The sequence below is a fragment of the Pseudomonas soli genome, assembly GCF_021283165.2.
GTDB lineage: Bacteria > Pseudomonadota > Gammaproteobacteria > Pseudomonadales > Pseudomonadaceae > Aquipseudomonas > Aquipseudomonas soli.
This window is the reverse complement of record NZ_CP128543.1, coordinates 116,178-139,275: the sequence shown is the minus strand read 5'-3', so window position 1 is coordinate 139,275 and position 23,098 is coordinate 116,178. Positions and strand designations below refer to the sequence as shown.

At 65.0% G+C, this 23,098-nt stretch carries 19 protein-coding genes and 1 pseudogene; 8 read left to right on the top strand and 12 right to left on the bottom strand.

Going from position 1 to position 23,098, the window contains the following annotated elements; translation table 11 throughout:
• Window positions 1-4 precede the first annotated feature (4 nt).
• From LU688_RS00660 to dadA, 3 genes are all read right to left on the bottom strand, one after another.
• Complete coding sequence (locus tag LU688_RS00660) at window positions 5-553, bottom strand: cupin domain-containing protein (protein WP_023629132.1); 549 nt, start codon at window positions 551-553, stop codon at window positions 5-7.
• Window positions 554-661: 108 nt separating this feature from the next.
• Window positions 662-1,735, bottom strand: a complete 1,074-nt coding sequence (alr, locus tag LU688_RS00655) for an alanine racemase (RefSeq protein ID WP_094011052.1) — start codon at window positions 1,733-1,735, stop codon at window positions 662-664.
• A gap of 164 nt (window positions 1,736-1,899) precedes the next feature.
• On the bottom strand, window positions 1,900-3,201 hold the full coding sequence (gene dadA, locus LU688_RS00650) for a D-amino acid dehydrogenase (RefSeq protein WP_094010769.1): 1,302 nt from the start codon (window positions 3,199-3,201) through the stop codon (window positions 1,900-1,902).
• A gap of 156 nt (window positions 3,202-3,357) precedes the next feature.
• On the opposite strand from dadA, the gene dadR reads away from it, so the two are divergent.
• Entirely contained in the window at window positions 3,358-3,846 is a 489-nt protein-coding gene (gene dadR / locus LU688_RS00645; RefSeq protein ID WP_003258963.1) for a transcriptional regulator DadR, read from the top strand.
• A gap of 4 nt (window positions 3,847-3,850) precedes the next feature.
• Here the strand turns inward: dadR and LU688_RS00640 are convergent, their stop codons facing one another.
• On the bottom strand, window positions 3,851-4,204 hold the full coding sequence (locus LU688_RS00640) for a YkgJ family cysteine cluster protein (RefSeq protein ID WP_023630241.1): 354 nt from the start codon (window positions 4,202-4,204) through the stop codon (window positions 3,851-3,853).
• Between the two features lie 117 nt (window positions 4,205-4,321).
• Between LU688_RS00640 and LU688_RS00635 the strand changes: the two genes are divergently transcribed.
• Entirely contained in the window at window positions 4,322-5,614 is a 1,293-nt protein-coding gene (locus tag LU688_RS00635) for an NAD(P)/FAD-dependent oxidoreductase (RefSeq protein ID WP_094010770.1), read from the top strand.
• On the opposite strand, the gene LU688_RS00630 is transcribed toward LU688_RS00635, so the two are convergent.
• Window positions 5,611-5,841 carry a DUF1127 domain-containing protein gene (locus tag LU688_RS00630; protein WP_031314941.1) on the bottom strand — a complete coding sequence of 77 codons (231 nt, stop codon included), beginning with the start codon at window positions 5,839-5,841 and terminating at the stop codon, window positions 5,611-5,613. The two genes, LU688_RS00635 and LU688_RS00630, sit on opposite strands and share 4 nt — an antisense overlap.
• A 176-nt stretch (window positions 5,842-6,017) precedes the next feature.
• Between LU688_RS00630 and LU688_RS00625 the strand changes: the two genes are divergently transcribed.
• The 3 genes from LU688_RS00625 to LU688_RS00615 all read left to right on the top strand — a co-directional run bounded on the left by LU688_RS00625 (window position 6,018) and on the right by LU688_RS00615 (window position 10,175).
• Window positions 6,018-7,448, top strand: a complete 1,431-nt coding sequence (locus LU688_RS00625) for an aminotransferase-like domain-containing protein (protein ID WP_023630244.1) — start codon at window positions 6,018-6,020, stop codon at window positions 7,446-7,448.
• A gap of 60 nt (window positions 7,449-7,508) precedes the next feature.
• The gene (locus tag LU688_RS00620) at window positions 7,509-9,059 is read left to right on the top strand and encodes a phospholipase D family protein (protein WP_094010771.1); all 1,551 of its coding nucleotides are present in this window, start codon (window positions 7,509-7,511) and stop codon (window positions 9,057-9,059) included.
• Window positions 9,060-9,263: 204 nt separating this feature from the next.
• Window positions 9,264-10,175, top strand: coding sequence for a LysR substrate-binding domain-containing protein (locus LU688_RS00615; protein ID WP_023630246.1), 912 nt, complete (start codon window positions 9,264-9,266; stop codon window positions 10,173-10,175).
• An 84-nt stretch (window positions 10,176-10,259) separates the two neighbouring features.
• On the opposite strand, the gene LU688_RS00610 is transcribed toward LU688_RS00615, so the two are convergent.
• The 3 genes from LU688_RS00610 to ycaC all read right to left on the bottom strand — a co-directional run bounded on the left by LU688_RS00610 (window position 10,260) and on the right by ycaC (window position 13,679).
• Window positions 10,260-12,230: an amidohydrolase gene (locus LU688_RS00610; protein ID WP_143067534.1), complete on the bottom strand. Its 1,971-nt coding sequence runs from the start codon at window positions 12,228-12,230 to the stop codon at window positions 10,260-10,262.
• 210 nt (window positions 12,231-12,440) lie between these two features.
• Window positions 12,441-12,992 (bottom strand): antibiotic biosynthesis monooxygenase, encoded by a 552-nt coding sequence (locus LU688_RS00605; RefSeq protein ID WP_038707131.1) that lies wholly within the window; start codon window positions 12,990-12,992, stop codon window positions 12,441-12,443.
• Window positions 12,993-13,049: 57 nt separating this feature from the next.
• Window positions 13,050-13,679 carry an isochorismate family cysteine hydrolase YcaC gene (gene ycaC / locus LU688_RS00600; RefSeq protein WP_046853656.1) on the bottom strand — a complete coding sequence of 210 codons (630 nt, stop codon included), beginning with the start codon at window positions 13,677-13,679 and terminating at the stop codon, window positions 13,050-13,052.
• 242 nt (window positions 13,680-13,921) lie between these two features.
• Between ycaC and LU688_RS00595 the strand changes: the two genes are divergently transcribed.
• Complete coding sequence (locus LU688_RS00595) at window positions 13,922-15,349, top strand: mechanosensitive ion channel domain-containing protein (protein WP_094010772.1); 1,428 nt, start codon at window positions 13,922-13,924, stop codon at window positions 15,347-15,349.
• A 123-nt stretch (window positions 15,350-15,472) separates the two neighbouring features.
• On the opposite strand, the gene amaA is transcribed toward LU688_RS00595, so the two are convergent.
• On the bottom strand, window positions 15,473-16,759 hold the full coding sequence (amaA, locus tag LU688_RS00590) for an L-pipecolate oxidase (RefSeq protein ID WP_094011054.1): 1,287 nt from the start codon (window positions 16,757-16,759) through the stop codon (window positions 15,473-15,475).
• A 143-nt stretch (window positions 16,760-16,902) separates the two neighbouring features.
• Window positions 16,903-18,393, bottom strand: coding sequence for an L-piperidine-6-carboxylate dehydrogenase (gene amaB / locus LU688_RS00585; protein WP_094010773.1), 1,491 nt, complete (start codon window positions 18,391-18,393; stop codon window positions 16,903-16,905).
• Window positions 18,394-18,529: 136 nt separating this feature from the next.
• Between amaB and LU688_RS00580 the strand changes: the two genes are divergently transcribed.
• Both LU688_RS00580 and hglS read left to right on the top strand, forming a co-directional pair.
• Entirely contained in the window at window positions 18,530-19,429 is a 900-nt protein-coding gene (locus LU688_RS00580) for a LysR family transcriptional regulator (RefSeq protein ID WP_094010774.1), read from the top strand.
• 145 nt (window positions 19,430-19,574) lie between these two features.
• Complete coding sequence (gene hglS / locus LU688_RS00575; RefSeq protein ID WP_094010775.1) at window positions 19,575-20,960, top strand: 2-oxoadipate dioxygenase/decarboxylase HglS; 1,386 nt, start codon at window positions 19,575-19,577, stop codon at window positions 20,958-20,960.
• A gap of 61 nt (window positions 20,961-21,021) precedes the next feature.
• On the opposite strand, the gene LU688_RS27810 is transcribed toward hglS, so the two are convergent.
• Entirely contained in the window at window positions 21,022-21,753 is a 732-nt protein-coding gene (locus tag LU688_RS27810) for a methyl-accepting chemotaxis protein (protein ID WP_371041516.1), read from the bottom strand.
• 135 nt (window positions 21,754-21,888) lie between these two features.
• Window positions 21,889-23,001, bottom strand: a pseudogene (locus tag LU688_RS27805) (Cache 3/Cache 2 fusion domain-containing protein); the annotation flags it as partial.
• Between the last annotated feature and the right edge of the window lie 97 nt (window positions 23,002-23,098).

Sequence of the window (23,098 nt, the reverse complement as noted above, 5' to 3'; positions counted from 1 at the left end):
TGGATCAAAAGTTCGACGGGGTGGCGGCGCTGATCAGCCGGGCCGGCTCCTCGAACGGGTTGCGGAAGCGGTGCGGGCGGGTGCTTTCGAAGTAGTAGCTGTCGCCGGCCTCGAGGATGAAGATCTCGGTGCCGACCACCAGTTCCAGGCGGCCTTCGAGAAGAATGCCGGTCTCTTCGCCATCGTGGGTGAGCATTTCCGCCCCCGTGTCGGCGCCCGGTGGGTAGACCTCGGTCAGAAACGCGATGGCGCGATTGGGGTGCGACTTGCCGACCAGCTTCATGGTGACCGCGCCGTCGGAAATGTCGATGAGCTCGTGGGCCTTGTAGACGATCTGGGTCGGGCTTTCCGGGGCCAGCTCCACCGAGAAGAACTCGACCATGGACATGGGGATACCGCTGAGCACCTTGCGCAGGGAGCTGATCGAAGGGCTCACGCTGTTCTTCTCGATCATCGAGATGGTGCTGTTGGTCACCCCCGCGCGCTTGGCGAGTTCGCGCTGGGACAAGCCCTTGAGCTTGCGGATGGCTTGCAGTCGTTCACCGACGTCCAAAGCTTGCGCCTCCAGAAACGGTCGAGGTTGGGGGAGTGTGAACGATATGATGGCAATGCCGTTCAGTATTTACAACACACAGCCCCGCAGCCTGTCCGCTTTGGCGCTTTATTCGCCGATATAGTCCAGCGGCACGCGCTTGAGATTGCAGAAGATCTGGTACGGGATGGTCCCGGCCTGCATGGCCACGTCGCTGGCCAGTACTTGCTTGCCCCACAACTCGACCGGGCTGCCGACAGTGGCTTCGGGCACGTCTGTCAGGTCGACGCAGAGCATGTCCATCGACACGCGGCCAATCAGCTGGGTGCGTTTGCCGGCCACCACCACTGGCGTGCCGGTAGGTGCCTGGCGCGGGTAGCCGTCGGCATAGCCCATGGCGACCACGCCGACCCGGGTCGGGCGCGGACTAACGAATTTGGCCCCGTAGCCCACCGGCTCGCCGGCCGGCAATTCCCGTACGCTGATGATACGCGATTGCAGGGTCATCACCGGCTGCAGGCGAGCTGCTTCGGCCTGCGCCACCTCGAACGGGGTGGCGCCGTAGAGCATGATGCCCGGGCGAACCCAGTCGCTCTTGATGCTCGGCCAGCCCAGCACGGCCGGCGAGTTGCGCAGGCTGCACTCGGCGGCCAGGCCCTGGCGAGCAGCCTCGAACACAGCGACCTGCTGTGCGGTGGCGGCGGCATCGAGCTCGTCGGCGCGGGCGAAGTGGCTCATCAGCACAATGCGCGAGACCTTGCCGCTGGCCAGCAGGCGCTGGTAGGCATCGGCGTAGTCCTTGGGGTGCACGCCGACACGGTGCATGCCGGTGTCCATCTTCAACCAGACGGTCAGCGGCTTGTGCACCGAGGTCTTCTCGATCGCTTCCAACTGCCATGGCGAATGCACCACGCACCACAGATCATGTTCGGCGATCAGCGAAAGCTCGCTGGCCTCGAAGAAGCCTTCGAGCAACAGAACGGGTGCCTTGATGCCTGCCGCGCGCAGCTCCAGGGCCTCCTCGATGCAGGCCACGGCAAAACCGTCGGCCTCGGCCTCGAGCGCCAGGGCGCACCGCACCGCGCCATGACCGTAGGCGTCGGCCTTGACCACGGCCAGGGCCTTGGCGCCGGTCAGCTCACGGGCGAGGCGGTAGTTGTGTCGGAGGGCTTGGAGGTCGATCAAGGCACGGGCGGGACGCATGGCGGCAGCCTTCTGGCAGTTCTGGTTATCGATAAAGCCCCGGCGCGGCAGATGGGGGTAGGTACCCACCGCTCCGGGGTGAGGGAACAGGTCAATCGGTTTCGGGCCTCATCGTGGGGCAAGTCGCATCGGCGCACCACGATGAGGCCAACAGCATCGAATGCTTACTGGTGCGCAGGCGCCGGCTGTCCGTGCTTGGCAGTCTCGCGGCTATTGCCATAACGCGAGATGTCCAGGCCTTCGGCACTGATCTGTGGCTTCTTGCGCGCGATCAGGTCGGCCAGCAGGCGACCGGAACCGCAGGCCATGGTCCAGCCCAGGGTGCCGTGACCGGTGTTGAGGAACAGGTTACGGAACTTGGTCGCCCCGACGATCGGGGTACCGTCCGGGGTGGCCGGGCGCAGGCCGGTCCAGAAGCTCGCCTGGCTCAGGTCGCCGCCGCGAGGATAAAGGTCGTTGACGATCATCTCCAGCGTTTCGCGTCGACGCGGGTTCAGCGACAGGTCAAAACCGGCGATCTCAGCCATGCCGCCGACACGGATGCGGTTGTCGAAACGGGTAATCGCGACCTTGTAGGTCTCGTCCAGGATGGTCGAGGTCGGCGCCATGTCGCCGTTGGTGATCGGCACGGTCAACGAATAGCCCTTGAGCGGGTAGACCGGGGCCTTGATGCCCAGCGGCTTGAGCAACTGCGGCGAGTAGCTGCCCAGCGCCAGCACGTAGCGGTCGGCGGTTTCCAGCTTGCCGTCGATCCATACGCCGTTGATGCGGTCACCGGCGACGTCCAGGCGCTGGATATCCTGACCGAAGCGGAACTCGACACCCAGCTTGATGGCCATCTCGGCGAGCTTGGTGGTGAACATCTGGCAGTCACCAGTCTGGTCGTTGGGCAGGCGCAGGGCGCCAGCGAGGATACCCTTCACGCTCTCCAGGGCCGGTTCGACCCGGGCAATACCGTCACGGTCGAGCAGCTCGTACGGTACACCAGACTGTTCCAGCACTGCGATGTCCTTGGCCGCGGCGTCCAGCTGCGCCTGGGTGCGGAACAACTGCGTGGTGCCCAGGCTGCGGCTTTCGTAGGCAATGCCGGTTTCGGCGCGCAACTCGTCGAGGCAATCGCGGCTGTACTCGGACAGGCGCACCATGCGCTCCTTGTTCACCGCGTAACGGCTGGCGGTGCAGTTGCGCAGCATCTGCGCCATCCACAGGTACTGGTCGACGTCGCCGGTCAGCTTGATGGCCAGGGGCGCGTGGCGCTCCAGCAGCCACTTGATGGCTTTCAGCGGCACGCCCGGGGCGGCCCAGGGCGAGGCATAGCCGGGCGAGATCTGGCCTGCGTTGGCGAAGCTGGTTTCCATGGCCACCGCTGGCTGGCGATCGACCACCGTCACCTCGAAACCTTGCCGGGCCAGATAGTAGGCACTGGCGGTACCGATCACACCGCTACCAAGTACCAGAACTCGCATTGTTGTATCCCTCGCACGCGGCTTGCCGCAGTCTTTTGTTGAAATGGCATGGATGCGCGCAGTATAAGAATCTCCGACCAGTGCTATTCACTATATAAGCAGCTATATTTGGCGAGAATTCTCGGCAAAATTGCCTTTCACGGAGGGGCATCCCCTATGAGAACCCAGCACCAGAGCAAGCGTGAGCTGGACAAGATCGACCGCAACATCCTGCGGATCCTGCAGAATGACGGGCGCATCTCCTTCACCGAACTGGGCGAGAAGGTCGGGCTGTCAACCACCCCGTGCACCGAACGGGTGCGGCGCCTGGAGCGCGAGGGGATCATCATGGGCTACAACGCCCGGCTCAACCCGCAGCACCTGAAGGGCAGCTTGCTGGTGTTCGTCGAGATCAGCCTGGACTACAAGTCCGGCGACACCTTCGAGGAGTTCCGCCGCGCCGTACTCAAGCTGCCCCATGTACTGGAATGTCACCTGGTATCGGGCGATTTCGACTACCTGGTGAAAGCGCGGATCTCGGAGATGGCGTCGTATCGCAAGCTGCTCGGCGACATCCTGCTCAAGCTGCCCCATGTGCGCGAGTCGAAGAGCTACATCGTGATGGAAGAAGTGAAAGAGAGCCTGTGCCTGCCGATTCCGGACTGAAGCCTTACACCAGCACCTGGCGGGTACTGGCTATATAGGTGTGAACCAGCTGCTCGGCCGCCGGGTCGATAGGCTGCTCCGGGCCCCGCCCCCTGGGGCAGGCCAGGCGCGGTGTGGTGCCGAACAGGCGGCAGATCATCGGGCGCTCTTCATACACGGTGCAGCCGTTCGGGCCCAGGTGCACGCAGTCCAGGCGCTCCAGCGCGGCGTCCTGCTCGGCCTGGGTCTTGCGCGGCAGGCGGGCCATTTCCTCGGCCGAGGTGGTGACCGGGCCGCAGCAATCATGGCAGCCGGGCTCGCACTCGAACGAAGGGATGAGCTCGCGCAGGAAATGGATCTTGTGGCGGTTGCAGGACATAAGCGGCGCATCTTGAACATGAGTGCTGGATTATAAGGCAATCGCGGGAACGGGCTTGCCCCGCGATTGGCCGGTTGCCTATCCTCGCCTTTTCGCCTTGCCCCCAGGAAACGACACATGGTCTACAGCGCGCAACACGCCGCCTCCTACTACGCCGCCAGCAGCGCGCCACACCCTGACCAGCCATTCCTGCAAGGCGAGCACAGCGCCGACGTATGCATCGTCGGCGGTGGCTACTCGGGCTTGAACACCGCTATCGAACTGGCCGAACGCGGACTGTCAGTGATCCTTCTGGAAGCACGCAAGCTCGGCTGGGGCGCCAGCGGCCGCAACGGCGGCCAGCTCATCCGGGGCGTCGGCCACGGTCTGGAGCAATTTCTACCGGTGATCGGTGAAGAAGGCGTGCGCAGCATGAAGCTGATGGGCCTGGAGGCGGTGGAGATCGTCCGCAAGCGCGTCGAGCGCCATGGCATCGACTGCGACCTGACCTGGGGCTACTGCGACCTGGCGAACAAGCCCGCCGAACTGGAAGGCTTCGCCGAGGACGCCGAGGAACTGCGCAGCCTGGGTTATCGTCACGAACTGCGCCTGGTGCAGCCCGGCGACATGCACTCGGTAGTAGGTTCTGATCGCTATGTCGGCGGCCTGATCGACATGGGTTCCGGTCACCTGCACCCACTCAACCTGGCGCTGGGCGAAGCCGCCGTGGCCAAGCGCCTGGGTGTCGGCTTGTACGAGCAGTCGGAAGTGACCCGCATCGAATACGGCCCGCAAGTGAAGGTGCATACCGCCCAAGGCCGGGTGCGCGCCAAGACGCTGGTGCTGTGCTGCAACGCCTACCACAACGACCTCAACCGCGAACTGGGCGGCAAGGTGCTGCCCGCCGGCAGCTACATCATCGCCACCGAGCCCTTGGGTGAGGAACGCGCCCGCCAGTTGCTGCCGCAGAACATGGCGGTATGCGACCAGCGCGTGGCGCTGGATTACTATCGCCTCTCTGCCGACAACCGCCTGCTGTTCGGCGGCGCCTGCCACTATTCCGGGCGCGATCCGCAGGACATCGCTGCCTACATGCGCCCGAAAATGCTCAAGGTGTTCCCGCAACTGGCCGATGTGCGCATTGATTACCAATGGGGTGGCATGATCGGCATCGGGGCCAACCGCCTGCCGCAGATCGGCCGCCTGGCCAGCCAAGCCAACGTCTACTATGCGCAGGCCTACTCCGGACATGGCGTCAACGCCACCCACCTCGCCGGACGTCTGCTCGGCGAGGCCATCAGCGGCCAGCAGAGCGGGCGCTTCGATCTGTTCGCCAAGGTCCCGCATACCACCTTCCCCGGCGGCAAATTGCTGCGTTCGCCGCTGCTGGCACTGGGAATGCTCTGGTATCGACTCAAAGAGCTGGCCTAGTCACGCCAGAAGGGTTTGCTCGCCTCATGCCGAGCCTGCTCCCAGCTGATGCCGATATCGCGCAGTTGGTAATCCTCCAACTGCAACAGGGCCCTGCGGGTGCGCCAGCGATGCAGCATCAGGCCCCAACGACCCATGCCTTGAGGCGCGCTGAAGACCCGGGGACGCTGCTCCGACTCCAGCTCACTGGCCAACAGTTGCAAGCGCACATCGCTCATGCCACCCATCACCACGTCCTCCGTTCAGTACCTGACGTAGAGACAGCATGCGGGTATGCCTCGTACCAATACAGAGCCAAAATCGACTTATTATTCCCATACAGAATTGGCGCAAAGAGGGCTGCATGCAGTATTTTTCGCCTATCTGTACCGGTCCTTGGTCATCAGCTGAGCAGGAGTATGCAGTGACGCTCTATTTCAACCTCGCCGAACTGCTCGGTTCACGCATCGAGCAGGGGCTGTATCGCCCCGGCCAGCGCCTGCCGTCAGTGCGCGCCCTGAGTGTGGAGCACGGCGTCAGCCTGAGCACCGTGCAGCAGGCTTACCGCCTTCTGGAGGACAACGGCCTGGTCTCGCCGCGCCCCAAGTCCGGCTACTTCGTCGCCGAGGACCGCCAGCTACCAGCCCTGCCAGCCATCAGCCGCCCCGCACAACGCCCTGTGGATATCTCCCAGTGGGAACAGGTGCTGGAGCTGGTGCGCGCCACCCCTCGCCCGGATGTGATCCAGCTTGGCCGTGGCATGCCCGATGTCGACAGCCCCACGCTCAAGCCGCTGCTGCGTAGCCTGGCGCAGATCAGCCGGCGCATGGATATGCCCGGCCTGTACTACGACAACATCCACGGCAACGCCCTGCTGCGCGAACAGATCGCCCGGCTGATGCTCGACTCCGGGTGTCGTCTGGGCCCGGCGGACCTGGTGGTGACCACCGGTTGCCACGAGGCGCTGTCGTGCACCATTCGCGCGGTATGCGAGCCCGGCGACATCGTCGCGGTCGATTCACCCAGTTTCCACGGTGCCATGCAGACGCTGAAAGGCCTGGGCATGAAGGCCCTGGAAATCCCCACCGACCCCATCACCGGGATCAGCCTGGAAGCCCTCGAACTGGCCCTCGAACAATGGCCGATCAAGCTCATCCAGATCACCCCCAGCTGCAACAACCCGATGGGCTACATCATGCCCGAGGCGCGCAAGAAGGCCCTGCTCACCCTGGCGCAGCGCTACGACGTGGCGATCCTCGAGGACGACGTGTACGGCGACCTGGCCTACACCTACCCGCGCCCGCGCACCATCAAGTCGTTCGACGACGATGGCCGCGTGCTGCTCTGCAGTTCGTTTTCCAAGACCCTGGCGCCAGGCCTGCGGGTCGGCTGGGTGGCTCCGGGGCGCTATCTGGAGCGGGTACTGCACATGAAATACATCAGCACCGGCAGCACCGCCTGCCAGCCGCAGCTGGCAATCGCCGACTTCATTGCGCAAGGCCACTACCAGCCCCACCTGCGCCGGATGCGCAGCCAGTACCAACGCGGCCGCGACCAGATGTGCGATTGGGTAACCCGACATTTTCCGTCAGGCACCCGCGCCAGCCGCCCCCAGGGTGGTTTCATGCTGTGGGTGGAATTGCCGGAAAGTTTCGATACGCTGCGCCTGAACCGCGCTTTACTCGAACAGGGTGTGCAGATCGCGGTGGGCAGCATCTTTTCTGCCTCGGGCAAGTACCGCAACTGCCTGCGCATGAATTTCGCCGCGCGGCCCACCGCGCAGATCGAAGGCGCCGTACGCAGCGTCGGTGAAACCGCCCTTCGTCTACTGGATGCCGAACACGCTGGCGAGTAACTTTGCCCCGCCTGCCACGGTCCAACCTCTTAAGCCCTTGCCGCACAGGACGATTCACCCTTGAGACCCCAGCGAGCCTTGCCCCTGCTGCTGGCGCTGCTGCTTGGCCTATCGGGCTGTACCAGCGTCGTCACACCGCGTGAAGTCAGCCACGCACTGCCAGCAGCCGACTCGGCCTTTGGCCGTTCGGTACAACGCCAGGCCGCCCCGTACGAGGGGCGCTCGGGCTTTCGACTTCTGCCCAACAGCAACGAGGCCTTTCGTGCCCGCGCCGAACTGATCCGCAACGCCCAGGCCAGCATCGACCTGCAGTACTACATCGTCCATGACGGCCTCAGCACCCGTGCCTTGGTACACGAACTGCTGCGCGCCGCCGACCGCGGCGTGCGTGTACGCATCCTGCTTGACGACACGACCAGCGATGGCCTCGACAACCTCATGGGCACCCTCGCTGCCCACCCGAACATCCAGATCCGCGTATTCAATCCGCTGCACCTGGGACGCAGTACCGGGCCAACTCGCGCGGTAGGTCGGCTGTTCAACCTGTCGCGCCAGCACCGACGCATGCACAACAAGTTGTTCCTGGTGGACAACAGCATGGCCATTGTCGGCGGTCGCAACCTGGGTGACGAGTATTTCGACGCCGAGCCCAACCTCAATTTCACCGACATCGACCTGCTGGGCGTGGGGCCCGTGGCCGAGCAGTTGGGGCACAGCTTCGACCAATACTGGAACAGTGCCCTGAGCCGCCCCATCGGCGACTTCCTCTGGCGCCAGCCCGACGCCGACGACCTGTTTATCAGCCGTCAGCGCCTGGAGGTTTCCCTGGCCGAGGCCCGGCTCAAGCGCAAGGCGCTATACGACCGGCTGATGGCCTATCAGTCGCAGCCGCGCCTGGACGTCTGGCGCAATGAGCTGATCTGGGCCCACAGCCAGGCGTTGTGGGACGCCCCGAGCAAAGTCCTCGCGGACGGCGAACCAGACCCACAACTGCTCTTGACCCAACAACTGGCCCCCGACCTGAACCACGTGCACAAGGAGTTGATCCTGGTGTCCGCCTACTTCGTACCCGGCGAGCCCGGCCTGCTGTATCTGACCAGTCGGGCCGACGCCGGCACCTCGGTCAAACTGCTGACCAACTCCTTGGAAGCCACCGATGTTCCGGCGGTTCATGGCGGTTACGCGCCTTACCGCCGAGCCCTGCTGGAGCATGGCGTGCAGTTGTACGAGTTGCGTCGCCAACCTGGAGACCCACGGCCACGGTTGGGCTTCCACGGCAGCTCCGACTCAAGCCTGCACAGCAAGGCGATGGTGTTCGACCAACGCAAGACGTTCATCGGCTCGTTCAACTTCGACCCGCGCTCGGTGCTGTGGAATACCGAGGTCGGCGTGATGGTCGATAGCCCGGAGCTGGCCGAGTATACCCGTGAGCTGGCGCTGCAGGGCATGGCGCCTGCACTGAGCTACCAGGTGAAGCTGCTGGAGGGGAAAATGGTCTGGGCGACCGAGGACAACGGCCAGCGCCATATATTGGTGACCGAACCTGGCGGCATATGGCGGCGGTTCAATGCCTGGATCAGCAAGGCCGTCGGATTGGAGAAGATGCTCTAGCCAACGATTCTCGCTTGATGGGTGTCGCTCACCAGGGATTTGCCGCACGGGCGGCGCTCGATCTCACAAGCGCTGCAAAACTGTCGTGGAATACGTGGCCGCCCTCGCACGATAGCCGTCAAGACCTTAAAAGCTCCTGCAAACTTATCGTAAATACCGCCACCCGGTAGACTGCGCCCCCTGCACCGCTGCGGAGATCGCCATTTGGAAGACCTCAACTCCCTCTACTACTTTACCCAGGTGGTCGAGCACGGTGGCTTCGCCCCGGCCGGACGCGCGCTGGACATGCCGAAGTCCAAGCTCAGCCGGCGCATCGCCGACCTGGAGGAGCGCCTCGGCGTACGGCTGCTGCATCGCACCAGCCGGCATTGCTCGCTGACCGAGATCGGCCAGGCCTACTACAACCGCTGCCTGGCCATGCGCGTCGAGGCCGAGGGTGCCGCCGAGATCATCGAGCGCAACCGCAGCGAGCCGAGGGGGCTGGTGCGCATCAGTTGCCCGACCACCCTGCTCAACTCCTGGGTCGGCCCGATGCTCACCCGCTACATGCTCAAGTACCCGCAGGTGGAGCTGTTCATCGAGAGCACCAACCGCCGCGTCGACCTGCTGCACGAGGGTTTCGACGTGGCGCTGCGGGTGCGCTTCCCGCCGCTGGAGAACACCGACATGGTGATGAAGGTGCTGAGCAACAGCACCCAGTGCCTGGTCGGGCATCCGTCGTTTCTCGAACAGCTTGCCGAAGGCTTCGACCCGCAACAGCTCAGTGAGCTGCCCAGCGTCCATTGGGGCAGCGCCCAGCGTGAATACCAGTGGGAGCTTTTTCAGGGCGAGGACATGAGTCGCAGCCTGGTGATCCCGCACAGGCCGCGAATGGTCACCGATGATCTGTTTGCCTTGCGGCACTTCGTGGTGGCGGGCGTGGGGATCGCGCACCTGCCAAGGGTGGCGGTGCGTGAGGACCTGGCGGCGGGGCGCCTGGTGGAGATTCTGCCGGACTGGCACCCGCGTTGCGGCATCGTGCATGCGATCTTCCCGTCGCGGCGCGGGCTGCTGCCATCGGTGCGGTCGTTGATCGATCATCTGGCGGAAGAGTTCGCGGTCAGCGACATGGCGTAGCACGCCATCGCCGCTCCCACGAAGGTCAGTTACCTTGCGTGGGAGCGGCGATGCGGCGACCCGACCTGCTCCGCGATCAGGCCATCAGAAGGCGAAGCAGGAACAGCCCAATGCGCCCCAGAAGCCCTGGTAATCGCTCACCGGCACACTGGAGTGCCGCGCTTTCTCATGGCTGTGAGCATGCACCCCGCACGGCCCCACGCACTGGTGCAAGGCCGCCGCCATCGGTGCCCCGGCGCGCCAGTGCCCCGGGACCTTGGCCACCGGCGACCACTCGGGCAACACCGGCACCTGCGCCGGGCCCAGCGTGTTGAACTCGGCGGCGCCGTACACCACCTTGCCGTCGACAACAGTGAGCACCGACTCGATGCCCTTGATCGCCTCTTCATCGACGCTGAAGAAGTCCAACGACAACGCCGCCAGGTCCGCCAGCTGGCCGACCTTGATCTGCCCCTTCTTGCCCTGCTCGCTGGAGAACCAGGCGCTGCCGTGGGTGAACAGCTGCAGCGCGGTCTCGCGGCTCAAGCCCTCCGGGTACAGCTCCAGGCCACCGACAGTCTTGCCGCTGACCATCCAGTACAGCGACGTCCACGGGTTGTAGCTGGACACCCGGGTCGCGTCGGTACCGGCACCCACCGGCACGCCCATGTCGAGCATGCGCTTGATCGGTGGGGTGTGCTCGGCGGCCTTGGCGCCGTAGCGATCGACGAAGTATTCACCCTGGAAGGCCATGCGGTCCTGGATGGCGATGCCCCCGCCCAGCGCCCGCACCCGCTCGATGTTCTGCGGGGTGATGGTCTCGGCATGATCGAAGAACCATGGCAGGCCATTGAACGGAATGTCGCGGTTGACCTTCTCGAACACGTCGAGCATGCGCGAGATCGACTCGTCGTAGGTGGCGTGCAGGCGGAACGGCCAGCGCTGCTCGACCAGGTGGCGCACCACCGGCTCCAGCTCCTGCTCCATGGTCTGCGGCAGGTCCGGGCGCGGCTCGAGGAAGTCCTCGAAGTCGGCGGCGGAGAACACCAGCATCTCGCCGGCACCGTTGTGGCGGAAGAAGTCGCTGCCGTCGCCCGGTTTGACCTTCTGCGTCCAGTTCTTGAAGTCGGTGAGCTCTTCCTTGGGCTTCTGGGTGAACAGGTTGTAGGCAATGCGCACGGTCAGCTGGTCGTTGTCGGCCAGTTCCTGGATCACCTGGTAGTCGTCCGGGTAGTTCTGGTAGCCGCCGCCGGCATCGATGGCGCTGGTCAGGCCGAGGCGGTTGAGCTCGCGCATGAACTGGCGAGTGGAGTTGACCTGGTACTCCAATGGCAGCTTCGGCCCCTTGGCCAGGGTGGCGTAGAGGATCGTGGCATTGGGCCTTGCGATGAGCATGCCGGTGGGGTTGCCGAACTTGTCACGCTGGATCTCGCCACCCGGCGGATTCGGCGTGTCCTTGGTGTAGCCCACGGCCTTGAGCGCGGCGCGGTTGAGCAAGGCGCGATCGTACAGGTGCAGCAGGAATACCGGGGTGTCCGGCGCGGCCTGGTTGATCTCTTGCAAGCTGGGCATGCGCTTTTCGGCGAACTGGAATTCGTTCCAGCCACCAACCACGCGCACCCACTGCGGGCTCGGCGTGCGCTCGGCCTGGTCCTTGAGCATGCGCAGGGCGTCGGCCAGGGACGGTACGCCTTCCCATCGCAGTTCGAGGTTGTAGTTCAGGCCGCCGCGGATCAGGTGCAGGTGCGAGTCGTTCAGGCCCGGGATGACCGTGCGCTGTTTGAGGTCGATGATCTGAGTAGCGGCGCCCTTGTGGGCCATGGCTTCGGCATCGCTGCCCACTGCGAGGAACTTGCCGTCCTTGATGGCGACGGCGCTGGCGGTGGGTTTCTCGCGGTCAACGGTGTGCAACTTGCCATTGAACAAGATGAGGTCGGCGTTCATGGGATCTCCTGAAAGGGCGGCATGGGCGGAATCGGTGAACGGCAATGCGCTCCACAGCGCGCCGGCGGCACCGAGCACGGTGCTGGTGGCGAGGAACTTGCGGCGGCTCTGGTCGGTAGGGTCCTGACTCATGGTGCTTTCCGTCCGGGTGGGTGATCGGCAGGCGGTTGAAGGCTAGGCTTTGTACGAAAAGTGCCTGCGCGACGATCATGCGGCGTTGAAAACAGGCTCGGAATGCTCATTTGCAACCAGCAAACTCCGCTTCCTCGCCTGTTTTCGCCTTACCTGATCGCCGCTCGGCGACTTTTCGTACAAACCCTAGCAATGGATCACGGCGGGTGCTCAGCGGCGCAGCCAGCCGGCACAGCGGCGGGTCACCCAAGGCATGATGTAGAACACCACGGGCAGGATGACGAACAGGTTGGTGATCAAGTTGCCGGTGATCTGGCCACCCAACAGCGGATAGCGGGCAAACAGCGGCGCCAGTAATTGCGGAATGACCAGGGTCATCGGGCAGATCACCAGGTAAGTGAGCACAGCCTGCTTCCAACGCGGTGGCTGCGAAGCGCCTGTAGCGCTTGGGGTGAACCAGAACTCCGGATCGTCATGCACCTGGGTCTGATCGCCCTCCTCCAGCAGCGGCAGCACTTCGGCCACCAGCGCTTGGCGCTCGGTGGAGTCGACCCAGGCCTGCAGCTGGCTGGCCTCGGCAAAGCGCACCACGGTGGTGAACTGGCGACCACCGTCGTCAGGGCGAATCACGTTGACGTCCAGATGGCCCGGTTGCCGACGGGCCACGCCGACGGTGTGGCGCAGCCAGGTTTCATAGCGTGCCAGGGCTTCGGCGCGGACCTTGTGCTGGATGACCAGCGTGACCACGGTGCTGTCGTTCATCGCGGCGTACCTGAAAGGGGTGGGGCCAGGCACCGGGCCGGTGCCTGGCGGAGCGGCTTACTTGCCGGCGGTCAGGGCGTTGTAGCTGGTGATCAGGTTGCGGTAATCAGGGATGTGGTTGGAGAACAGCGCCGCCAGCCCTTCGACATCGTTGCGCCAGTCGCGGTGCAGCTCACAGGCCACGCCGAACCAGGTCATCAGCTGGGCACCGGCCTGGCTCATGCGGTCGTGGGCAGCGTCGCGGGTCATTTCGTTGAAGGTGCCGGAGGCGTCGGTGACCACGAACACATCGAACTCTTCTTCAAGGGCCGCCAGGGCCGGGAAGGCCACGCACACTTCGGTCACCACGCCGGCAATGATCAGCTGCTTCTTGCCGGTGGCCTTCACTGCCTTGACGAAATCTTCGTTGTCCCAGGCGTTGATCTGGCCGGGGCGGGCAATGTACGGGGCATCCGGGAACAGCTCTTTGAGTTCCGGCACCAGCGGGCCGTTGGGGCCTTGCTCGAAGCTGGTGGTGAGGATGGTCGGCAGGTTGAAGTACTTGGCCAGGTCGGCCAGGGCCAGTACGTTGTTCTTGAAGCGGTCCGGCTCGATGTCGCGGACCAGGGACAGCAGGCCGGCCTGGTGGTCGACCAGCAGTACGGCGGCGTCGTCTTTGTTCAGGCGGTTGTATTTGAAGTTGTTCATTGCCGGTTCTCCTTGGGTTTCGATCTTCAGTGGTTTAGGTGTTTCGCGTTGATGGGAGAAGATTAAAACCAGGACCTTTTTGGCGGTAGATAGTGAAATTTGGCTTTAGCGTTCTATTTTACGAACGATAGATTGGCATTGCCTGTTCTGGCCTTATCGCGGGGCAAGTCGCATCCAGTCATTGCCCGCCACCCCAACCTGCTCTATTACTACCCACAGCCCTCCCCTGCACCGAGACCACCATGCTGGCGTTCATCCAGTCGTACCCGCTGTTGCTCGGCACCTTGCTGATCTTCTTCGACTTGTTGCTCTGGCAGCTGATCCCGCTGCAGCACAGGGTCTGGCGCATCGCCACGCGGCTGGTGATCTTCCTGTTGTTCAGCGCGGTGTTGCTGACGGCCGGCATGAGCCCGCTGCAACCGCCACCCTGGGCCGACGACGTGTCACGCAACCTGATGGCCACGGTGCTGGCGATCGGCTGGTGGCTGTTTGGCGCGCGCACGGTGACCGTGGTGTTCGGCCAATTGCTGGTGGCCCGCGGCAGTCACGGTGGGCGCCTGCTGCAGGATGTGCTGGGGGCGTTGATCTTCCTCGCTGCGGTGGTGGCGGCGGCGGCCTATGTGATGCAACTGCCGGTCAAGGGGCTGCTGGCCACCTCAGGGGTCATGGCCATCGTCATCGGCCTGGCGCTGCAGAGCACCCTGGCCGACGTATTCTCGGGGATCGTGCTGAACACCACGCGGCCCTACCAGATCGGCGACGCGATCTCCATCGACGGCACCGAGGGCAAGGTGGTCGATATCGACTGGCGGGCCACCCGGCTGATCACTGGCAACAGCAGCCTGGCGGTGATCCCCAACTCGGTGGCGGCCAAGGCCAAGATCCTCAACTTCAGCCGCCCGGCCGAGGTGCACGGGGTGTCGATCAGCGTGGTGGTGCCGGCCAAGGTACGCCCGCAACGGGTGTTCGACGCGCTGGAGAAAACCCTGCAAGGCACCAGCATCCTGCTGGACAAGCCGGCGCCCAAGGTCACGGTAAAGGCTTCGACACTGGAGTCAGTGGAGTACGAGGCCAGCGGCTTCATCGCCGAGATGTCGCGCAAGACCGAAGTGCGCAACCAGTTGTTCGACCTCGCCCACCGCCACCTGGAAGCCAGCGGCGTGACCTGGAACACCGAGCTGGGCGCCCCGGTGCGCAGCCGCCAGCGCGAGCTGCTGGACGAAGTGCGGGTGTTCCGTTCGCTGAGCAACGAAGAGCGCGACGCCCTGAGCCAGCGCATGACCACGGTGGAATACCTCGCTGACCAGGTGATCCTCGACATCGACGAGCGCTCGGAGCATGTGCTGCTGATCAGCCGCGGCGTGGTGCTGGCGTCGGTTCGCGATGGCGAGCGGCTTATCGAGGGTGGCCGCATGGGGCCCGGCGAGGTGCTCGGGCTCGAGGGCCTGGTGGATGACGAAGCCTCGCCTGTCGAGTTTCGCGCCTTGAGTGGCTGCATGCTGTATCGCATCGACAAGGAACAGGTGCGTGGGTGTCTGGCCGAAAGCGGCGATGTGAAGTCGGCACTGACCAAACTGCAGCGGTTTCGGCGGCAGAAGCGCGAGTCGCTGTTGTTGCAGAAACCGGCGGTTGTGAAGAAGGGTGGGTTCCTCAGCTGGTTACACAAATGACCTAGCTTCGTCGCCCGCACGGGCCCTATCGCCGGCAAGCCGGCTCCCACAGGGCACGTGGAAAAGCCTGTGGGAGCTGCGGTTCGCCGCCGCGATTTGCCGGCGATGAGGCCGGAACAGGAATTACAGCACCACCCGCAGGCACTGCCCGGCGTGATACAGCGAGAACCCCGACTCGTAGAACGCCGTGCGCAACGATGGCGCGCTCACCGGCCTCATCGGCGAGAACGGAATCGGCAGGCTGTCCGGGTCATCCTTGAGCAGAAATTCCGCAAAGGCCCGGCCGATCACCGTCCCGGTGGTGTTGCCCCGCCCGTTGTAGCCGGTGACCGCCACCAGCCCCGGCGCCGGTTCGAACAGGCGCATCAGGTGGTCCGGAGTGAAGTCGATGCAGCCGGTCCAGTGCATCTCCCATTCGACCTTGCCCAGCGCCGGGTAGTAGTGGCTCTGGATGCGGTCGGCCCAGCTGCGCACGAACCAGGCTGGCTTGTTGTCGACCCGGCCGAGGCTGCCGAGCAGCAGCCGGCCCTGTTCGTCGCGGCGGATGCTGCTGAGCACCGTGCGGGTGTCCCACGAGCCTTGGCCATGGGGCAGGACCTGGTCGGCGGCGGCGCCGTGCAACGGCTTGGAAGCGACCTGGTAGTAGTAGCCGCGGAAGAAGTGCTTCTGCAGGTTGCTCCAATCGCCTTCGGTGTAGGCACCGGTGGAGATCACCACCTTGTCGGCACGCACTGCGCCCTGTGCTGTGCGCACCCGCCAGGCATCGCCATCGCGCGCCAGGCCTTCGACCGCGGACTGCTGGAACAGCTTGCCGCCCAGCCGGGTCACGGCAGCGGCCAGGCCCTGGGTGTAACCCATGGGGTTGATGGTGCCGGCGCGGCGGTCGAGCAGCGCGGCGGAAATCTTGTCGGTACCGCAGTATTCCTGGCATTGCGCGCCGGTCAGCAGCTCGACGTCGGCGCCGCGCCGGGTCCACTGCTGGTGGCGGGCTTCGAGGTCGGCGATGCCGGTGGCATTGTGTGCCATGTGCAGCGTGCCCTGGTGCCGGGCCTGGCAGTCGATACCCAGGCGCTCGATCATGGCGAACACTTCGCCCGGCGCATCGCCGAGCACCTTGTTCAGGCGTCCGCCCTGCTTGTGCCCGAGGGTGGCCTCGACGTCGTCGGGGCGGATCCAGGTGCCGGCGTTGACCAGGCCGACGTTGCGCCCGGAGCCGCCATGGCCGATCTTCCAGGCCTCCAGCAGGATCACCGACTTGCCCTGCTCCAGCAGATGGATGGCCGCCGACAGGCCGGTGATGCCGCCGCCGATCACGCAGACATCGGCCTTGTGCTGGCCGGCCAGGGCCTGGGCGGCAACGGTCGGCTGGGTGACGTGTTCCCACAAGCATTCTTGACGCAGTTCGGACATGATCGGCTCCAGCAAATTTTATTCTTGTTGCGGCCCATCGTCGCGGTTCGTCGCCACGACAAGCCGGCTCCCACAGAGATCGACGCGGTCGCTGTGGGAGCCGGCTTGCCGGCGAAACTGGGGCAAAGCCCCCGCGACGATCATCAGTCGAACACGATCCCTTGCGCCAGCGGCAATTCGCGAGAGTAGTTCACGGTGTTGGTCTGGCGACGCATGTAGCCTTTCCAGGCATCCGAACCAGACTCACGGCCACCGCCGGTTTCCTTCTCGCCACCGAACGCCCCGCCGATCTCCGCGCCGCTGGTGCCGATGTTGACGTTGGCGATGCCGCAGTCGCTGCCCGCGGCGCTCTGGAAACGTTCGGCCTCGCGCAGGTCGGTGGTGAAGATGCACGACGACAGGCCTTGCGGCACTTCGTTGTTCAGGCGCAGGGCCTCTTCGAAGTCGTCGTAGGCCAGCACGTAGAGGATCGGCGCGAAGGTCTCGTGGCGCACCACCTCGCTCTGGGCCGGCATCTCGGCAATGGCCGGCGACACGTAGTAGGCGTTCGGGTACTGCTCGGCGAGCTGGCGCTCGCCACCGAATACCTGCCCACCTTCGTCGCGGGCCTTGGCCAGCGCGCCCTGCATGGCATCGAACGACTGCTTGTCGATCAGCGGGCCGACCAGGTTGTCCTTGCGCGGGTCACCGATGCGCACCTTGCCGTAGGCGGCTTTGACACGGGCGACCACGTCGTCCTTGATCGAACGGTGCACGATCAGCCGGCGCAGGGTGGTGCAGCGCTGGCCAGCGGTGCCCACGGCAGAGAACAGGATGCCGCGCACGGCCAGGTCGAGGTCAGCGCTCGGAGCCAGGATCATCGCGTTGTTGCCACCCAGTTCGAGGATGCTGCGGCCGAAACGCGCCGCCACACGGGGGCCCACTTCGCGGCCCATGCGGGTGCTGCCGGTGGCACTGACCAAGGCCACGCGTGAATCGTCGACCAGAGCTTCGCCGGCGTCACGGCCACCGATCACCAGTTGCGCTATGCCTGCAGGGGCATCGCCGAAGGCTTTCAGCGCTTTGTCGAACAGCGCCTGGCACGCCAACGCGGTGAGCGGGGTCTTCTCGGACGGCTTCCACACCACCGCGTTACCCGCCACCAGCGCCAGCGCGGTATTCCACGCCCACACCGCCACCGGGAAGTTGAAGGCGCTGATCACCCCGACCACGCCCAGCGGGTGCCAGGTTTCGCGCATATGGTGGCCCGGACGTTCGGAGGCGATGGTCAGGCCGTACAGCTGGCGCGACAGGCCGACGGCGAAGTCGCAGATATCGATCATTTCCTGCACTTCGCCCAGGCCTTCCTGGGTGATCTTGCCTGCTTCGATGGACACCAGCTCGCCGAGGTCGGCCTTGTGCTCGCGCAGCACCTCGCCGAACAGGCGCACCAGCTCGCCACGACGAGGGGCCGGCACGCTGCGCCAGGCTTCGAAGGCCTGTTGCGCCTGGTCGATGCGGGCAACGGTGTCGGCCTTGCCGAGCAACTTCACCGAGGCGATCTGGCTGCCGTCGATGGGGGTATGGACAGGGTAATCGCCCTGGGTGTGAGCCGCGGCGGCAACGCCAAGGCGCTCGAGCAATCCAGCAACCATCGTGCTTCTCCTTACATCGGGTGAAGGGGTTGAAAATGTCGTGGGTCAGTATTAATCCGATTACTCGGGTGCAACAAACGACCTTTATTCCGCATATCATTCCACCAGGTAATGATTTCAGCCGCCGAGACCGCTTATGTCCAAACGCCTGGTACCGTCCATGACCGCCCTGCAGTGCTTCGAGGCCGCAGCCCGTCACCTGAGCTTCACCCGCGCCGCCGAGGAACTGCACCTGACGCAGAGCGCGGTGAGCAAGCAAGTGGCGCAGCTAGAGGAGATGCTGCGCCATCACCTGTTCCTGCGCATCCGCCGCCGCCTGCAACTGACGCCGGCCGGCAGCCTGTACCTGGCCGAGGTGAACAAGATCCTCACCCAGGTGGATATGTCCAGCCGCTATGTCCTGAGCTACGGCTCGCAGACCGAAGTATTGAAGGTAGCCACTCAACCGAGTTTCGGCGTGCGCTGGCTGATCCCGCACCTCAAGGGCTTCGGCAAGCGCCACCCCAACCTGCACCTGGACATCCGCAACGAGATGGAACCTTTCGCCCTGCTGCAGGGCTCGGCCGACGTGGTGTTCTTCTATGGCCAAGGCACCTGGCCCGGGGCGACCTGCATCGAGCTGTTCGGCGAAGAAGTGGTGCCGGTGTGCGCGCCGGAGCTGTTGCAAGGGCGCACGCTGCCTGACGCCGGCGCGGTGGCGGAGCTGGTGCTGCTGCAGAGCACCTCGCGACCGCAGGCATGGCACGAATGGTTCCTGGAGCAAGGGCTGCATACCGACAACAGCTATCATGGGCCGCGCTTCGATACCTTCTACATGGCGTTGAGCGCGGCGCAGGCCGGCTGCGGGGTGGCATTGGTGCCCAGTTACCTGGTGGCCAAAGAGCTGGCCGAGGGCGCCCTGGTGCTGGCCTGGGACCATGCGATGAAAAGCAATGGCGCGCATTACCTGGCGTATGCCGAACATGCGGCGGAAGTGCCCAAGGTGCGGGCGTTGGTGGAGTGGGTTGCCGAGCAGATCCAGCGGCGCGAACACTGACGCCATCGTGAGAGCGGGCTTGCCCCGCTATGGAGTCGTCAAGGTCGATCAAAAAAGGAATGAAACCCGCACTTTTTTTCGCTTGTACGGCATCTCCATTCCCAGCTTTCATGTAAGTGTCCTCCACTCACCCAGGAAGCTTGCGATGCCCGCCCACGATTTCGTCAGCCCCGACAGCATCCGTGCGCAGTTCTCTGCCGCCATGTCGCTCATGTACAAGCAGGAAGTCCCCCTGTACGGCACGCTGCTTGAACTGGTGAGCGAAACCAACCGGCAGGTCATGGCCGCGCAGCCCAAGGTGGCTGAGGCCCTGCGCTGGACCGGCGAGATCGAACGCCTCGACCAGGAGCGCCATGGCGCCATCCGCGTGGGCACCGCCGAGGAGCTCGCCACCATCGCCCGGCTGTTCGCGGTCATGGGCATGGCGCCGGTCGGCTACTACGACCTGAGCTCGGCCGGCGTACCGGTACATTCCACCGCGTTCCGCGCCGTGCATGAGCAGTCGCTGCATGTCAGCCCGTTTCGGGTGTTCACTTCGCTGCTGCGCCTGGAACTTATCCACAACCCGCAACTGCGCAAACTGGCCCAGGGCATTCTCGACAAGCGGCAGATCTTCACCTCCCGTGTGCTGGAACTGATCGTCCAATGCGAACGCGATGGTGGCCTGAACGCGAGCGATGCCGAGACCTTCGTCCAGGAAGCGCTGCACACATTCCGCTGGCACCAGGACGCCACCGTCACTGCCGAGCAGTACCAGCAACTGCACGACCAACACCGCCTGATCGCTGATGTGGTGGCGTTCAAAGGCCCCCACATCAACCACCTGACCCCGCGCACCCTGGACATCGACGCCATCCAGCTCGGCATGCCGGCCAAGGGCATCCCACCCAAGGCCGTGGTCGAGGGGCCGCCCACCCGTCGCCAGCCGATCCTGCTGCGCCAGACCAGCTTCAAGGCCCTGCAGGAAAAGGTCGCTTTCAGCGATGCCCAGGGCAGCCACACGGCGCGCTTCGGCGAGATCGAACAACGCGGCGCGGCGCTGACACCCAAGGGGCGCCAGCTGTACGACCGTCTGCTGGACGCGACCCGCGCGGCCCTCGGCGGCGCGCCGGCCGAGGCCAATGCCGAACGCTACATGACCCTGCTCGCCGAGCATTTCGCCGAATTTCCGGACGACCTGGGGCAGATGCGCGAACAAGGGCTGGCCTACTTCCGCTATTTCGCCACCGACAAGGGGCTGGCGGCGCGCGGGCAGCCCGGCCGCCCCACTACCCTGCAAGGGCTGATCGACGCCGGGCATGTGCATTACGAGGCGCTGGTGTACGAAGACTTCCTGCCGGTGAGTGCGGCGGGGATCTTCCAGTCCAACCTGGGGGATGATGGCCAGGCCGACTACGGCAGCAATGCCAACCGCGAGGCCTTCGAGCAGGCGCTGGGGCTGAAGGTGCAGGATGAATTGGCGCTGTATGCGCAAAGCGAGCGTAGGTCGTTGCAGGCGTGTGCGCAGGCGTTGGGGCTGTCGGCGCTATAAACGTCATCGCGGGCAAGCCCGTTCCCACAGGGTCGGTGGGAGCAGGCTTGCCGCGTAAGTCTTAGCGGCCCACTCGGAACCGATCCACTTCCTGGCGCAACTGCCCCGCCAGACCTTCCAGTTCGCGGGCCGTCGTGGCCAGCTCATTGGCCACATCTCGCTGCTCGCTGTTGGCCTGGGCGATGCTTTGCAGATTGCGGCTGAGCACCGTCGCGGTGCTGCTCTGCTCCTGGGTCGCGGTGCTGATCACCGCGAACTGCTCGCCCGCGACCCGGCTCTGCTCGTCGATGCGCGCCAGGGCTTCGGCCACCTTGTCGTTGCGCGCCAGGCCTTCCTGCATCAGCTGGTTACCCTGCTCCAGCGTGCTGATGGCATGGCCGGTCTGCTGCTGGATGCTGGCGATCATGCCCGAGATCTCGTCGGTGGCCTGGCGGGTGCGCGCGGCCAGGCCGCGCACCTCGTCGGCGACCACGGCGAAACCCCGGCCCTGCTCGCCAGCCCTGGCCGCTTCGATGGCGGCATTAAGCGCCAGCAGGTTGGTCTGCTCGGCAATCGAGGTGATCACGCCGACTATGCCGCCGATCTCCTGCGAGCGAGCGCCCAAGGTGTCCATCACACTGGCGGTTCCACCCAGTGCTTCGGCGATCTGCCGCAGGGAAACCGAGGCTTCGTCCATGGCGCTGCGACCGATTCGGGTCTGTTGGGCGTTGTCGCGGGCCATGCGCTCGGTCCCGGCCATGTTGTCGGCAATGTTCATCGAGGTGGCGCTGAACTCCTCCACCGCGCCGGCCATGCTGGTGATCTCGCCGGACTGCTGGTCCATGCCCTCGCAGGCGCCGGACGACAGACCCGACAGCGAGCGGGCGCGGCCACTGACCTGGTCGGAGGCGCTGCGGATATGCTCGACCATGGTCGCCAGCGCATCGCCCATCTGGTTGAAGCTGCGGGCGAGCTGGCCGATCTCGTCATGGCTGGTGACGCTCAGGCGGGCGTTGAGGTCGCCGGCACCCAGAGCCTCTGCCTGGCGCACCAGGTCGCCGAGCGGGCGCAGTTTGCGGCGCAGCAGCCAGAGAGTCGCGGCCACGGCCAGCAACATCGCCAGCAGGCTGCCAATGGCCAGGCGCAGGCCGACGCTCCAGGTCACTTCGCGGATTTCGCCCTCGGGCATGCTTGCCACCACGGTCCAAGGGCCTTCGGCGAACGGCTCGGTGACACTGAACAGTTGCTCGCCGGCACTGCTCCAGAACCGCCCTGCCCCCGGCGTGATCGCCTTGATCGCCTGGGCCGCCGCCTCGCCGTCACGCACCTCGGCCGGTGGCACCAGCCACTTGCCCTGCTCGTCCAGCAACGCCAGCGAGCCGGTCTGGCCAATGCGGAAACGCTTGAGGTTGGCGAACTGGGCATTCTGCGCGTCGGTGTAGTCGAAGCCGACGAACAGCACCGCGATCACCCGGCCACTGCCATCGCGCACCGGCACGTAGCGGGTCATGTAGTTGCGGTCGAACAACACGGCGCGGCCGACGTAGGTCTGCCCGGCCATCAGTTTCGGATAGGCCGGATGCTGGCGGTCGAGCTGGGTGCCGATGGCGCGGCTGCCGTCCTGCTTGGTCAGGCTGGTGCTGATGCGCACGAAGTCGTCGCCGCTGCGCACGAACAGGGTCGCGACGCCGGCGGTCATCTGCTGGAACTCGTCGACCTGGTGGAAATCGTTGTTCAGCAGGTGATCACCCAGGTACAACGCGGGCGTCGCGGCGCCTGCGACGCTGACCGTTTCCCCCGCGTGCAGCGCCAGGCCGGTGGCGAACCGGCGCTCGAACAGGCCGCTCAAACGCTGGGTGTTGTCCTTGAGCGAGCCATGAAAGGTGTCGAGCTGGTCGGCCAGCAGCCGCGCCTCGCTGGCCAGGTGCGCCTGACGGGTGGTGAGGTTGGCGTCGTCCAGCGAACGCAGGGCGAACAGGGTACTACCGGTGATCACCAGCGCCAGCACTATGGCGAGGGCGATCCCGAGCTGCGAGGCGATTCGGGCACGCGGTTGAGACATGGCAAGGCTCCTGGCAAGAGGCCGGGATCGTCCTGATCACGCTGACCGCCCGCTTCCTATCAACGGGGAATCGCGTCCTCTTCCGGGACGCTGGTGC